Source organism: Nocardioides sp. CPCC 206347 (assembly GCF_048654605.1).
Classification (GTDB): Bacteria; Actinomycetota; Actinomycetes; order Propionibacteriales; family Nocardioidaceae; genus Nocardioides.
In genome coordinates this window covers 100025-112728 of the sequence record NZ_JBMCYZ010000006.1, presented here as the reverse complement: position 1 = coordinate 112728, position 12704 = coordinate 100025, and the positions used below count along the sequence as shown (strand labels likewise).

General features: G+C 70.4%; 14 protein-coding genes. 4 read left to right on the top strand and 10 right to left on the bottom strand.

Going from position 1 to position 12704, the window contains the following annotated elements:
• Positions 1 to 90 precede the first annotated feature (90 nt).
• The 6 genes from ACOACQ_RS19855 to ACOACQ_RS19830 are packed head-to-tail and all read right to left on the bottom strand — an operon-like array spanning position 91 to position 5600.
• Positions 91 to 543, bottom strand: coding sequence for a GtrA family protein (locus tag ACOACQ_RS19855; protein ID WP_378597811.1), 453 nt, complete (start codon positions 541 to 543; stop codon positions 91 to 93).
• A complete protein-coding gene (locus tag ACOACQ_RS19850) occupies positions 540 to 1607 on the bottom strand; it encodes a glycosyltransferase family 2 protein (protein ID WP_378597778.1) in 1068 nt (355 codons plus the stop codon). Before ACOACQ_RS19850 ends, ACOACQ_RS19855 begins: the two co-directional genes overlap by 4 nt.
• 38 nt (positions 1608 to 1645) lie before the next feature.
• Positions 1646 to 3142: a hypothetical protein gene (locus tag ACOACQ_RS19845; protein WP_378597777.1), complete on the bottom strand. Its 1497-nt coding sequence runs from the start codon at positions 3140 to 3142 to the stop codon at positions 1646 to 1648.
• Entirely contained in the window at positions 3139 to 3723 is a 585-nt protein-coding gene (locus ACOACQ_RS19840) for a hypothetical protein (RefSeq protein WP_378597776.1), read from the bottom strand. The genes ACOACQ_RS19845 and ACOACQ_RS19840 overlap by 4 nt, the downstream gene beginning before the upstream one ends.
• A gap of 51 nt (positions 3724 to 3774) precedes the next feature.
• Positions 3775 to 4017 (bottom strand): glutaredoxin family protein, encoded by a 243-nt coding sequence (locus tag ACOACQ_RS19835; RefSeq protein WP_378597775.1) that lies wholly within the window; start codon positions 4015 to 4017, stop codon positions 3775 to 3777.
• Positions 4014 to 5600 carry a class I adenylate-forming enzyme family protein gene (locus ACOACQ_RS19830; protein ID WP_378597774.1) on the bottom strand — a complete coding sequence of 529 codons (1587 nt, stop codon included), beginning with the start codon at positions 5598 to 5600 and terminating at the stop codon, positions 4014 to 4016. The genes ACOACQ_RS19835 and ACOACQ_RS19830 overlap by 4 nt, the downstream gene beginning before the upstream one ends.
• A 56-nt stretch (positions 5601 to 5656) precedes the next feature.
• On the opposite strand from ACOACQ_RS19830, the gene ACOACQ_RS19825 reads away from it, so the two are divergent.
• From ACOACQ_RS19825 to ACOACQ_RS19815, 3 genes are all read left to right on the top strand, one after another.
• The gene (locus ACOACQ_RS19825; protein ID WP_378597773.1) at positions 5657 to 6541 is read left to right on the top strand and encodes an HAD family hydrolase; all 885 of its coding nucleotides are present in this window, start codon (positions 5657 to 5659) and stop codon (positions 6539 to 6541) included.
• Between the two features lie 144 nt (positions 6542 to 6685).
• Positions 6686 to 7492, top strand: coding sequence for a sigma-70 family RNA polymerase sigma factor (locus ACOACQ_RS19820; protein WP_378597772.1), 807 nt, complete (start codon positions 6686 to 6688; stop codon positions 7490 to 7492).
• Positions 7493 to 7607: 115 nt separating this feature from the next.
• Positions 7608 to 8726, top strand: coding sequence for a DUF5667 domain-containing protein (locus ACOACQ_RS19815; protein ID WP_420289133.1), 1119 nt, complete (start codon positions 7608 to 7610; stop codon positions 8724 to 8726).
• A 162-nt stretch (positions 8727 to 8888) separates the two neighbouring features.
• Here the strand turns inward: ACOACQ_RS19815 and ACOACQ_RS19810 are convergent, their stop codons facing one another.
• The 4 genes from ACOACQ_RS19810 to ACOACQ_RS19795 form a co-directional block, all read right to left on the bottom strand.
• A complete protein-coding gene (locus ACOACQ_RS19810) occupies positions 8889 to 10112 on the bottom strand; it encodes a lysophospholipid acyltransferase family protein (protein ID WP_420289132.1) in 1224 nt (407 codons plus the stop codon).
• On the bottom strand, positions 10099 to 11166 hold the full coding sequence (locus tag ACOACQ_RS19805; RefSeq protein ID WP_378597769.1) for an NAD-dependent epimerase/dehydratase family protein: 1068 nt from the start codon (positions 11164 to 11166) through the stop codon (positions 10099 to 10101). Before ACOACQ_RS19805 ends, ACOACQ_RS19810 begins: the two co-directional genes overlap by 14 nt.
• A gap of 66 nt (positions 11167 to 11232) precedes the next feature.
• On the bottom strand, positions 11233 to 11334 hold the full coding sequence (locus ACOACQ_RS19800) for a 30S ribosomal protein bS22 (RefSeq protein WP_008356322.1): 102 nt from the start codon (positions 11332 to 11334) through the stop codon (positions 11233 to 11235).
• Between the two features lie 205 nt (positions 11335 to 11539).
• Entirely contained in the window at positions 11540 to 11755 is a 216-nt protein-coding gene (locus ACOACQ_RS19795) for a helix-turn-helix domain-containing protein (protein ID WP_182379057.1), read from the bottom strand.
• A 228-nt stretch (positions 11756 to 11983) separates the two neighbouring features.
• Here ACOACQ_RS19795 and ACOACQ_RS19790 point away from each other — a divergent pair, with 228 nt between their 5' ends.
• Positions 11984 to 12700, top strand: a complete 717-nt coding sequence (locus ACOACQ_RS19790; protein WP_378597768.1) for an HAD family hydrolase — start codon at positions 11984 to 11986, stop codon at positions 12698 to 12700.
• The last annotated feature ends 4 nt before the right edge of the window (positions 12701 to 12704 follow it).

Genomic DNA, 12704 nt, shown 5'->3' with positions numbered 1-12704 from the left:
TGTGAACGTGAGAACAAAATTGGTGAGCCCCCTTGCACGGGGTGCCCGGAGGGGTTCGGAGCGTCTCGACAAGACGCCCGCACCCCGCGACTACTCGCCCAGCTTGGGTGCCGGTTCCCCCGGGTGCTCGACCGGCCACACCACGAAGCGGTAGGCAGCGAAGTTCAGCACCAGGCAGCACGCGATCGAGGCGAGCTTCGCTCCCCAGATGCGTACGTCGTCCGCGGCCATGCCCGCCAGGGTGACGTCCGGGCCCTGCTCGAGCACCCACAGCCAGCCATGGATCAACAGCGGCTGCGCGACCCACATGACCAGGCCGGTGGTGGCGACGAAGAGCGCGGCGTGCCGCAGCGTGAGCTTGTCGGCCTTGAAGGTGAACAGCCCGTTGACCACGAAGCTGAACACCATGCCGGCGCTGCTGGAGACGAAGTTGGCGACCGTGATGCCGAGCTGGTCGTGCAGCAGCACGAACAGCACCGCATCGATGGCGGTGTTGCAGAGTCCGACCGCGCCGAACCGGAGCGCTGTTGCCCGGTGGCTCAGGACTCCGCCCCCGGGTCCCTGTCACGGTGGCGGCGCGGAGCGACACCGACGGCCGACCCTTCGCGAGCCTCGACGGCATCGCGCGCGACCATGGCCACGGTGTACAGCGGCCGGTCCTGCGCCTCGACGTAGATCCGTCCGAGGTAGCTGCCGATCACACCCATCATCACGAGCTGGATGCCGCTGAGCATGAACATGCCGACGCCGAGGAACGCCCAACCGGGGACGGACTCGTCGGGGTTGAAGATGCGGACGGCCAGCACGTAGAGGCCGAGCAGGACGCTGAAGGCCGAGATCGCGAAGCCGAAGCGGGAGATCAGCTTCAACGGCGTGGTCGAGAAGCCGAGGATGCCGCTCGCCGCGAAGTTGAGCATCTTGCGGAACGGGTAACCCGTCTCGCCCGCGAACCGCTCGTCGCGGTCGAAGAGGTGCGCTTCCTGGCGGAAGCCGACGTGCGCCACGATGCCGCGCAGGAACCGGTCGTGCTCGCGGTAGCGGGAGATCTCGGCGACGACGCGGGCGTCCATCAACCGGAAGTCGCCGACGTTGCGCGGGATCTCGATCGACGCGAGCCGGTCGAGCACCCAGTAGAAGCCGAACGCGGTGAACCGCTTGAAGGGGGTGTCCTTGCGGGTCCGGCGCTGTGCGTAGACGACGTCGACGCCGTCCTCCCAGCGCTCGATCATCTCGACGCTGACCCGCGGCGGGTCCTGCAGGTCGGTGTCCATCACGATCACGGCGTCGGCCGACTGCGCCTCGGCGACGAGGTCGAGCCCGGCGGTCACGGCGAGCTGGTGCCCGAAGTTGCGGGAGAACTGGACGACGGTGACGCGGGGGTCCTGGGCGCGCAGGTCGATGAGGCGTTCCAGGGACGCGTCGCGGCTGCCGTCGTCGACGTACACGAACTCGAAGGCCAGGTCGGGCCGCTCCGCGGTCGCCTCGACGAGAGCAGCGTGGAAGACGGCGATGCCCTCCTCCTCGTTGTAGACGGGGAGGACGTAGGCGATCCGGCGGGGACCGTCGTGCGTCGCGGGGGCGTCCGAGTCGCCGCGTGTGCCTTCCATGGGGGCTGACTCTAGAGGAGCGCCCGGAACAGGGTTGCTCACAGGATCACGGCGCCGAGCAGGACGACCGCCACGAGGCCGGTCAGCACGCTCAGCAGCACCTGCACCCGCCCGAGCCAGGTGACGGCGGTGCCGTCCATCGCGGTGACGATCCCCTCCGGCGGCGGCACGGCCCCGGGCCGTGCGAGCTGGCGCTCGCGCAGGAACGAGAAGGCCGCAATGGCGAGGATCGGACCGGCCGTCGTCCAGTAGCGCCCGCCGGCGATGTGGACGAACGGCTGCACCAGCAGGGCACCGAGGGCCAGCTTGGTCAGCACGTCGAGCAACCGGGCCTCGAGGCTGCGACGTGCGTGGAACAACAGCGACACCGCACCGATCAGGACCAGCGGGACGTAGAGCGCCCAGGTGACGGCGTTGGCGACCTGCGCGCCCGCGTTGCCGAAGGTCCCCCGACCCTCCTCGGGCTGGAGGTAGCCGGTGAAGTTGTTCGGTTGCAACGAGTACGCACCGAGGTTGTGCACCACCTGGTCGAGGTAGTGCGAGGGCGTCAGGTCGCGCAGTGCGTAGCTCGACATGTGCTTGAGGACCTCGACCTCGCTGGTGTCGGTCGAGCGGCCCACCTCGCGGGCGTAGCGCAGCGGCCGGAACCACTGCGTGCTGTCGGGATCGCAGTGGCCGAAGCAGACCTCGCTGCGGTTGCCGAACGTGTTGGCCATGACGGTCGGGACGGTGGTGGTCGTCATCACCCGGCCACCGAGCGCCTCGGACGCGAAGTACGACCAGGGCGCGAGGAACAGCACGAAGACCACGCCGGCCAGCACGGCCGAACCGATGGCGCGCAGCCGGACCCGCCCGCGCAGCATCACGACCGCCGTCGCCAGGGTCGCCACACCGAGGGCGGCGAGCAGCAGCGACGTGCTCGAGCGCAGGTAGAGCTCGGCGGTCGCGAGCAGGCCGAGCACCAGCCCTTCCTTGAGGGTCGGCGCCTTGCCCTCGCGCAGGCCCCGGTACATCTCCACGAGGTGGACGATCAGCAGCACCAGGACCAGGCCGGCGCACAGGTCGCCCCAGGCGCCGTACGAGAACACGACGTAGCTCGGGATCAGACCGGGTACGACGACCAGGACGCACGCCCAGCCGGGGCTGAGCCGACGGGCCACCGAGCGCACCACGATCAGGAACAGGACCAGCGTGAACAGCCCGAGGTAGGCACGGACCAGCCACATCGGCGCGTCCGGGAACAGCAGGTAGACCGGGGCGATCACCACCGGCATGCCGGGCATGAACCACCCCGACGCCACCACGTTGCGCTCGAGCTCGGCCGAGTCGGGTGAGGTGAAGGCGAAGCTGTCGCGCAGCAGGTTGGACAGCGCGCGCCCGCCGTTGAGGTACGCCGACTCGTCACCGACGGGCGCTGCGTGCATCACCAGCGGGAAGATCAGCAGCTTGAGGACGACGTGGGCGACGACGAGCCAGCCGAGCAGGATCTCGGGGCGCGGCAGCCACGCGGGTCGGGCCAGCAGGAGGCGGGTCACTTGATCGACTCCCGACGCTTCTTGCCGGCATCGGCCCATCGCTTGGTGGAGGAGGGGAAGTCGCAGACCGGGTCGTCCTTGGCCTTCGCCACGACGGGCAGGTCGAGCTCGAACTCACCCCGGACGAGGGTCTCGGCGCTGGTGTCGGGGAGCTCGGTGACGGTCAGGTTGACCTCGGTGGACCCTCGTCGCAACACGGTCTGCCCGATGTCGATGCCTGCATCAGGATCGGCGCTGGTGCTTGCCACGGTGAATCCGACCTTGGTGAAGGCCGCGATCAGCAGCCGCTGCGCCTCGGCCCGGTCCACCAGGTCGTACTGCCCGTAGAGGTGCCGCCGCTCGCCCTCGGGCGTCGCGACGTCCTCGTCCCACCGCACCTGGTAGGCAAGGCCGTCGAACCTCGCGTCACCGGGCAGGGGGTAGCAGCCGCTCTCGATGGCGTCGGTGGTGATCAGCGGCCGGTAGTTGTTGGTCGGGACGGCCCGGCCGAACGAGTGGCTGAGGAGCAGCACGACGAGGACGGCGACGACGCCGACCGCGACGCCGACCCGACGGCGGTGCGGCGAAACGAGAAGGAGCATGGTGGCCCGAGGATAGTCGCGGCCGTGGTGCTTCCCGGGGAGGCACCCGGCTCAACCCGCGAGTGCCCGCCGCAGCCGCTCGGGGTCGACGCGCCAGAAGTCGTGCTGCTTGCCGTCGACGAAGGTCACCGGGATCTCGTTGGCGAACCGGTCGCCGAGCGCCGGGTCGTCGTCGATCGAGATCTCCTCGTAGGACTCCCCGGTCTCCGCACAGATCGCCTCGATGACCAGGCGCGCGTCGTCGCAGAGGTGGCAGCCGGGTCGGCCGTAGAGCGTGATCCGGGGAGCGCTCATGGTTCGAGGAGGCCCATCGCGAGGCGGCGCTGCTCGCCGCGGAGCACACCCTTGCGGATCTTGCCGGTGATCGTGCGGGGCAACGCCTCGACCACTTCCACCCGCTCCGGTCGCTTGTACGGCGCCAGCCGCTCGGCGCACGATGCGCGGACCGCTGCCACCAGGGACTCGGCGTCCGCACCGGCGTCGTCCGGGACGACGTACGCGACGACGGCCTCGCCGGTGCTCTCGTCGGGGGTGCCGACCACCGCGGCCTGGCGGACGCCGGGGACCTCGTTGATCACCGCCTCCACCTCGCTCGGGTAGACGTTGAAGCCGGAGACGATCACCAGCTCCTTGACCCGGTCGACGAGGTACAGGTCGCCGTCGGCGTCGAGGAAACCGACGTCGCCGGTGGACCACCAGCCGTCGGCGCCGGGGCCGTCAGCACCGTCGGGCCAGTACCCGCTGAAGAGGTTCGCGCCGCGGATCTGGATCTCGCCGGGGTCGTCGGCCTCGGACCCGGCGAGCACGTGTCCGTCCTCGTCGACCAGCCGCAGGTCGATGCCGGTGAGGGCCGCACCGACCGAGCCCGGCTTGGAGCCCGCCGACAACAGGGTGCTGGTCACCACGGGCGAGGCCTCGGTCAGGCCGTAGCCCTGGTGCACGGGCACTCCGGCCAGGGCGGTGAACTCCTCGATCACCTCGGCCGCCAGGGGCGCCGAGCCGGACAGGATCATCCGGACCGGGCCGAGCCGCTCGGCCAGGGCGTCGACGTGGCGCCAGGCAGCGAACACGGGTGGCGCCACCGGGATCACGCTGCAGGCCTCGTCCTCGATCAGGTCGAGCGTGCCCTCGGGGTCGAACCGTTCGGCGAGCACCAGCTTCGCCCGGTGCCGGATCACGCCGCCGAGCACGGCACCCAGGCCGTAGACATGGAAGAGCGGCAGCACGCCGAGGACCACGTCGTCGGTGTGGATCATCGGCGGATCGACATCGGCGACCTGCGCGACGTTCGCGAGCAGCGCGCGATGGGTGAGCATCGCGGCGCGCGGGAGCCCGGACGTGCCACTCGTGAACAGCAGCACCGCCAGCTTCTCGGGATCCAGGAGCGGCGGCACCGCCTGTCCGAGCTCGGCCCGCAGGTCGTCGTACGTGCTCTCGCCATCGGCGGCGGCCGCACCGACCGCGATCACCTGGGGCGACCTGCCGTCCTCAAGTCGTACGACGCCCGCGCGCACCGCGTCGACTGCACCGCCGTCGGCGAGCACCAGCCGCGCCCCGGCGTCGGTGATCATCCGCGCGAACTCCTCGGCCGTGGAGCCCGGATTGACCGGGACAGCGACGGCCTGGGCGCGCAGGATGCCGAGGTAGCTGACCACGAACTCGAGGCGGTTGCCCATGGCGACCATGACCCGGTGGCCGGCCAGGATGCCGGCGGCGCCGAGCCCGGTCGCGATGCGTCCGACCTCGTCGTCCAGCTCGCCCCAGGTCAGGCCACGACCTCCGGCTTCGACCAGCGCGAGCCGGTCGGGAAAGTCTGTCGCAGCGGCCGTCACCAGTGCTGCCACGTCCGGCGCAGCGGTGGCCTCGGCAGATGACATAGGGGCGATCCTACGACCGGTGGTCGTACGGACCGGCCGATCCCTAGGATTGGTGCATGACCCCCGCCGACCGCCCCCGCCGGCTGAACCTGCAGCAGCGTTCGACGCTCGCAGGCGAGGCCGCTGCTGCCGCGGCGGAGGTCGAGAGTGCGCTGACGCCGGCGAACGACACGCGGGCGGCCGCGTTCTTCGACGTCGACAACACGGTCATGCAGGGCGCCAGCATCTTCCACCTGGCCCGCGGGCTGCACCGCCGCAAGTTCTTCACCACCCGCGACATCCTCGGCGCCGCCTGGAAGCAGGCGTACTTCCGGATCTCCGGAAACGAGGACCCCGAGCACGTCGCCGAAGCCCGCAACTCGGCGCTGGCCTTCATCGCCGGCCACACGGTCGCCGAGCTCGAAGAGGTCAGCGAGGAGATCTTCGACGAGGGCATGGCGCACCGGATCTGGCCGGGCACGCGCGCCCTCGCCCAGATCCACCTCGACCAGGGCCAGCGGGTCTGGCTGGTCACCGCGGCACCGATCGAGATCGCCAGCCTGATCGCGCGACGCCTGGGGCTCACCGGGGCGCTCGGCACCGTCGCCGAACACGTCGACGGCGTCTACACCGGTGCCCTCGTGGGCGACATGCTGCACGGACCTGCGAAGGCGGTCGCCGTCCAGGCGATCGCGGACCGCGAGGGCCTGGACCTGTCGGCCTGCTCGGCGTACAGCGACTCCTACAACGACCTGCCCATGCTGAGCCTCGTCGGCGACCCGTGTGCGATCAATCCCGACGCGAAGCTCCGCGCCCACGCCCGCGCCGAGGGGTGGCGCATCCGCGACTACCGGACCGGCCGCAAGGCGGCCCGCGCCGGGCTCATCGCCGGAACCGCCGCTACAGGGGCGGCGATCGCGGGCACCGTCGTACGACGCCAGGTCCGCCGCTTCCTGTCCTGACCGGCCGCGAACGGGGCTCAGCGACGCTCAGGGTGACCACCTGAATTGGTCCGATCGGCCCTCTGATCGGTTCGCAGGTTTGGGTAACACTCTGATTGGTTTCACCGTAGGATGCGCCGTGGGGGTACAGGGAGGGGACCGGGGATGACCTGGGAAAGCAGCAGCACCGCGCGTGGGCTCGACGCCCTGCGCGCCGCCGTGCTCGCTGCACTGTCCCTCGAACCGGCTCTCGCGATCGCTGGCACGGGTGGCCTTCCGGGCGCTTCGCGCGCCCGTCGCGAGGACCACTGGCTGCTCAGCGAGGCCCACGCCGAGCTCCCCAACGACGAGTTCAGCGGCGCTTCCGGACCGGCCGGGTACGGCGACGCCACCCTGGCCACCTCCTCCGAGGACTCCCCCGAAGCCCGCGAACGCCTGATCGGCCTCGTCGAGCTCGCCCGCGGCGGCGACTCCGAGGCCTTCGGCATGCTGTACGACCACTACCAGCCCTCGGTCTACCGCTTCCTCTACTACCGCACCCGGTCGGTCGTGGTGGCCGAGGACCTGTGCTCGGAGACCTTCTTCCGCGCCCTGCGCAACATGTCGTCGTTCCGCTGGCAGGGCAAGGACTTCGGCGCCTGGCTGATGACCATTGCCCGCAACCTCGCCACCGACCACTTCAAGGCCGGCCGCACCCGCCTCGAGCTCACCACCGAGGACATGGGCCAGCACGACGACTCGACAGAGGGACCCGAGAACGCTGTTCTCGCCGGGCTCACCAACGAGATCCTGCTCGAGTCCCTCACCAAGCTGCCCAATGAGCAGCGCGACTGCCTGATCATGCGCTTCCTGCAGGGCATGAGCATCGCCGAGACCGCCACGGCCCTGGGCCGCAGCGACGGGGCCATCAAGCAGCTGCAGCTCCGCGGCGTCCGCAATCTCGCGAAGCTGATGCCGGAGGGCCTGCGATGACCGCCCCCGCGCCGCGCCGCCGTGGCCTGTCCCGCGTAACTTCCACCGTTGTTCACTCGTTTGATTGCTGTACGGATGGACGGGTCTGCTTGACCCTGCTCAAGCGAGGGTGGACATGGTGATGCGCGGGAACGCCTGGTCGCGACGCGCCGAGGAGTTCGATGCCCTGGTGACCGGCAAGGCCGGCAACATCGAGGGACATCGCGAACTGCTCGACGTGGTTGCTGCGCTGCGCTCCGTGGAACCGGTCACCGCCCGTCCCGACTTCGTCTCCTCCCTGCGCACCCAGCTGATCGCCGCTGCCGAGCGCGAGCCCGCTCGTGTCGACGAGGCGCTCGCCGCGCGGCTCACCCCGCGCCAGCGCCGCGGCTCCCGCGAGCGTCGCCTTGCGGCCGTCGTCGGCGGATTCGCCGTCGTCTCGGCCACCGGCTCGATGGCCATGGCCTCGCAGAGTGCCCTCCCGGGTGACGTCCTGTACCCCGTCAAGCGTGCGATCGAGAACGCCCAGACCAACCTGCAGGCCGACGAGGCCTCGCGAGCCGAGACGCTCCTGGCCCACGCCGAGTCGCGCCTCAGCGAGGTGCGCGAGCTGGCTGCCCGCGACGACGCCGACGCCGACGTGATCTCCTCGACGCTGCAGGACTTCACCGACCAGACCGAGCAGGCGTCCGAGGCCACCCTCGACGACTACGCCACCACGGGCGAGGGCGATCGGATCGCCGAACTGCGGGCCTTCGCCGCTGACAGCATGGACGTGCTGAGCGCGCTGGGACCGGTTGTTCCGAGCGAGAGCCGTTCGATCCTGATCACCGCCACGCAGACCGTTCGCCAGGTCGACGTCGCTGCCTGGGAAGCCTGTGCCGCCTGTGCGGAGGGCGACCTCGCCCAGATCCCCGACTTCGCGCTGCAGTCCCTCAGCAGCGTGCTCAGCGGCACGATCCCCGACACTGCCTCGGTCACCGCGCCCGGCACCGGGACGGTCGAGCCGAACGACGAGCCGAGCAAGGCTCCGGTGCTCCCGACCGAGGTGCCGACCGGCCCCGCATCGCCCGTCGACCCCACCGAGGTGCCGACCAAGGTCACCGACGGTGTCGGCGAAGTGATCGACAAGGTCACCGACGGCGTCACGGGCGGTCTGCCCGGCGGCGGCTCCACGCCGACCCCCGGCGAGCAGACGCTCACCGGCACCCTGGTCGACGGACTCGGCGGACTCCTCGGCGGCCTGTTGCAGTAGTTGCCCCACCGGCAACTGTTGCAGTCCCCGACCGGCACAGCCGGCCTGCCGCCATGCCAACTGAAGTCGTGCTCAAGGCAACCGCGCCGCCGGCAGCGCGGCGGGAGGCGTCGACGGGCAGCTTGCTGCCCCGGATCTACGCCGGAGACGCGCTCGGCGAAACTACTTGAAGACGGATTGGCGCTGCATCAAGAGGCTGTAGAGCGTCTGCTGGATCGTCTCGCGCACCTGGTCGGTCACGTTGAAGACCAGCATCGGGTCCTCGGCAGCGCCGGCGTCGTACTCGTCGGTGCGGATGGGCTCGCCGAACTCCAGCAGCCACTTCGAGGGCAGCGGAACCAGGCCGAGCGGACCGAGCAGCGGGAAGAACGGCGTGATCGGGATGTAGGGCACCCCGACGAGGCGCGCCAGCGAGGGGATGTTGCCGACGAGCGGGTAGATCTCCTCGGCGCCGACGACCGACAGCGGCACGATCGGGACGCCGGTGCGCAGGGCGGCGGAGACGAATCCCCCGCGACCGAAGCGCTGCAGCTTGTAACGGTCCGAGAACGGCTTGCCGATGCCCTTGAAGCCTTCGGGCCACACACCGACGAGCTCGCCACCGCGCAGCATCCGCTCGGCGTCCTCGGTGCAGGCCAGCGTCGCACCACCCTTGCGGGCGAGGGCGCCGACCATCGGCAGGCGGAACACGAGGTCCGCACCGAGCGGGCGCAGGTGGCGCCCGGTCTGGTCGTGGATCGAGACCATGGTCATCAGGCCGTCGACCGGGATCGTGCCGGAGTGGTTGGAGACCACCAGGGCGCCGCCCGTGGCGGGGATGTTCTCCGCACCGCGCACCTCGATCCGGAACCACTTCTCCGCGATCGGGCGCAGCGCGGCCATGAAGAAGCGCGTGGTGACCTCTTCGTCGAAGCCGTACTCGTCGACGGTGTAGTCGCCCGTGAGGCGGCGACGCAGGAACGCCAGGAAGCGAGCCAGCTGGGGCTCCCACTGGTCGCCGAACAGCTCGCGGCTGGCGTGCTGGAACGCGGCGAGCCAGTCGCCGACCGGGATACCGGCCAACGGGTTGCTCGAGCGCTCCTCGGTGCGTGCAGCCGTCAGCCCCGCGGGTACGGCGGCCGGCTCGTCGAGCACGGACGCGGTCCGGATGACGGGCTCCTCAGCAGCCGGCTTCGACGTCCGGACGTCCTTCGCGGAGGTGTCGGGCTCGGCAGTCGGGGCGGTCGGGGCGGTCGGGGCGGTCGGCGCTTCCGGCTTCGCGGGCGCAGCCTTCTTCGTCGTACCGCTCTTCGGCGCGAGGCCACGCGCGGCCGAGGACGGTCGGGTGCCGGTGCCGCGGCCGGGCTGGCCGCGGGTACCGATCGGGATGATGTCAGCGTCGGCCATCGTGGTCTCCGGCAAGCGTGAGCTGGGCGGGACGGTCCTCGTCGACCGGGGGCAGGTGGTCGGCCAGCGCAGCGAGGACGCGGTCCGCGCGTCCGCCGGCGGGCGGCAGGGTGGCGACGAACTCGGCCAGCGACTCCGCGGTCGAGTACTGCGGCTCGAACCCGAGGTCGGTGCGCATCCGGGTGGTGTCGACGCCACGGCCGTAGGTGAGGAACGCCATCAGCTCGGGCGACAGGTCCGCCACGCGGGCCGACTTGAGGACCGAACCGAGGCCACCGAAGGCAACACCGGGCAGCGGCACGCTGGTGCGGCCCATCCGGCGCAGCACCTGGGAGAGCATGACCAGGCCGTCGCCGGCGACGTTGAAGGTGCCGCCCGTGTCGGAGAGCACCGCGTGGCGCAGCACGCGATTGAGGTCGGTCTCGTGCAGGAACTGCAGGCGCGGGTCGAAGCCCAGCACGGTCGGGATCACCGGCATCCGCAGGTACGAGGCCAGCGGGCTCATCACCCGGGGACCGAGCACGTTGGCGCACCGCAGCAGGGTGACCTGGACGTCGGGACGCCGGCGTGCGAAGCCGCGGACGTAGCCCTCGACCTCGGTGACGTCCTTGGCGTAGCCGGTGCGCGCAGGGCGGCGGGGCTCCATGTCCTCGGTGAACATCGCGGGATCACGGCTGCTGGCGCCGTACGCGATGGTCGAGGACTTCACGACGAGCTGGCGGACCTGCTCGGCCTTCTGGCACGCCGCGAGGAGCTGCATCGTCCCCATGACGTTGAGCTCCTTCATCGTGCCGCGGGCCCCGGCCGAGCCGGGCGTGGCGATGACGCTCATGTGGACGACTGTGTCGACGTCCTCCTTGGCGATCACCTTGGCGATCACCGGGGTGCGGATGTCGGCGCGCACGAAGGTGACGTCGCCGAGATCACCGCGAGGCGGGATCACGTCGACGCCGATGACGCGGTCGACTCCGGGATCGGTGGCAAGGGTGCGTGCGAACGTGCGCCCGAGGTCACGGGAGACCCCCGTGACCAGGACCGTGCGACCGGCGCCCATACCCCGACTCCTCAGCTCAGGCCGACGCGCTCAGTGCGCGCGGCATGACCACTTGCTGCAGAAGAATTACTTGCCGAGCTTGCGACGCTGAACGCGCGTCTTCTTCAGCAGCTTGCGGTGCTTCTTCTTCGCCATCCGCTTACGGCGCTTCTTGATGACAGAACCCACGTGGAACCTCTCCAGGTCGCCGGGCAACGTCGCCCAGCGGAACGTTCGACGCTCCGGGTAGTCCCGGAGCACCCGGTCAGCCTAACGGTGACCGAGTGACCCCGGTGAATCAGCGTAAGAAGATGGGATGAAGATCGCTTTACGCGAGTGAGCCCGAGCCCGGCCAACGGCGGGGGTCTGGCTGTGGTGTCCGGCCGGGATCAACCTACCCAGCGTCGTAGAAGGACTTGCGGAGGTACTCGTTGACGTTGTCCTCGGTGACCCGGAACGACCGCCCGACCCGCACCGCGGGCAGCTCGCCGTTGTGGACCAGTCGATAGACGGTCATCTTGGAAACTCGCATGACCGAGGCGACCTCGGCGATGGTGAGGAATTTCGGGTCCGGAAGGGACTCGGCGCGCTCGCGCGACGTAGGAGCCATGACAACCACCGCTTTCTGCGCGCCCGTCACTGCCTTCCCCAGCAGTGAACTCTGCGGACGCCTGAGCGTGACAATAGGGCCAGATGTGACGCGTGGGGAAGAGATTCACCAGTGAAACTTTTGAGGTGGCGGCGTGTCGTCTTGACCGGGCCGGTTAAGTCACAGCCGTGTGGTTCGTTCACGGCCCGCCGCTCGGTGCTGTCGGCGGTCGCTGGCAGACTTCGCAACATGACGATCCAGGCGCTGCTCCTCGACCTGGACGACACGCTCGTGGACCACCGTGGCGCGGCCGACCGGGGCCTGCGCGCATGGCTGACGGGCCTGGGCCTGGCCGAGTCGCCGGCCGAGCTCGAGAGCCACGTGGAGCGCTGGTTCGTGCTGGAGGCGCGCCACTACGAGCGCGCCCAGCGGCGGGAGCTGACCTACACCGAGCAGCGGCGCGTGCGGATCCGTGCGTTCCTGCCCAGCTGGGACCTTGCCGACGACGAGCTGGCCGACGACGTGTTCGCCGGCTTCCTCGGCTGCTACCAGGCAGCCTGGCGCGCGTTCGACGACGCAGCAGCGCTGATCGCCCGTGTCCGCCGGGCCGGCATCCCGCTCGGCATCCTCACCAACGGCGACGAGACGATCCAGACCAACAAGCTGCGCCGCACCGGCCTGCTCCGCCCGGACGTCCCCGTCTTCGCTTCCTCAGCGCTCCCGGCCGCCAAGCCGGACCCGCGGTCCTACCTCACCGCGTGCGCGCGGCTCGGCGTCGCACCTGCCTCGACGCTGATGGTGGGCGACTCGTTGCGCCACGACGTCGTCGGCGCCCAGCGGGCGGGCCTGCAGGCGCGCCTGCTCGACCGCCACGGTCGCTACGACGCCCGCAGCGACCGCGATCGCGTCCAGTCCGTGCGCGGGCTGACCGAGCTCAACGACCTGGTCGGCCAGATCGCCAGCTAGGAAC

Excerpts from the sequence above, each read along its gene's own strand:
- ACOACQ_RS19815 (WP_420289133.1), top strand. The coding sequence starts at position 7,608 with ATGGTGATGCGCGGGAACGCCTGGTCGCGACGCGCCGAGGAGTTCGAT.
- ACOACQ_RS19825 (WP_378597773.1), top strand. The coding sequence starts at position 5,657 with ATGACCCCCGCCGACCGCCCCCGCCGGCTGAACCTGCAGCAGCGTTCG.
- ACOACQ_RS19850 (WP_378597778.1), bottom strand. The coding sequence starts at position 1,607 with ATGGAAGGCACACGCGGCGACTCGGACGCCCCCGCGACGCACGACGGT.
- ACOACQ_RS19790 (WP_378597768.1), top strand. The coding sequence starts at position 11,984 with ATGACGATCCAGGCGCTGCTCCTCGACCTGGACGACACGCTCGTGGAC.
- ACOACQ_RS19820 (WP_378597772.1), top strand. The coding sequence starts at position 6,686 with ATGACCTGGGAAAGCAGCAGCACCGCGCGTGGGCTCGACGCCCTGCGC.
- ACOACQ_RS19810 (WP_420289132.1), bottom strand. The coding sequence starts at position 10,112 with ATGGCCGACGCTGACATCATCCCGATCGGTACCCGCGGCCAGCCCGGC.
- ACOACQ_RS19835 (WP_378597775.1), bottom strand. The coding sequence starts at position 4,017 with ATGAGCGCTCCCCGGATCACGCTCTACGGCCGACCCGGCTGCCACCTC.
- ACOACQ_RS19795 (WP_182379057.1), bottom strand. The coding sequence starts at position 11,755 with ATGGCTCCTACGTCGCGCGAGCGCGCCGAGTCCCTTCCGGACCCGAAA.
- ACOACQ_RS19805 (WP_378597769.1), bottom strand. The coding sequence starts at position 11,166 with ATGGGCGCCGGTCGCACGGTCCTGGTCACGGGGGTCTCCCGTGACCTC.
- ACOACQ_RS19830 (WP_378597774.1), bottom strand. The coding sequence starts at position 5,600 with ATGTCATCTGCCGAGGCCACCGCTGCGCCGGACGTGGCAGCACTGGTG.
- ACOACQ_RS19840 (WP_378597776.1), bottom strand. The coding sequence starts at position 3,723 with ATGCTCCTTCTCGTTTCGCCGCACCGCCGTCGGGTCGGCGTCGCGGTC.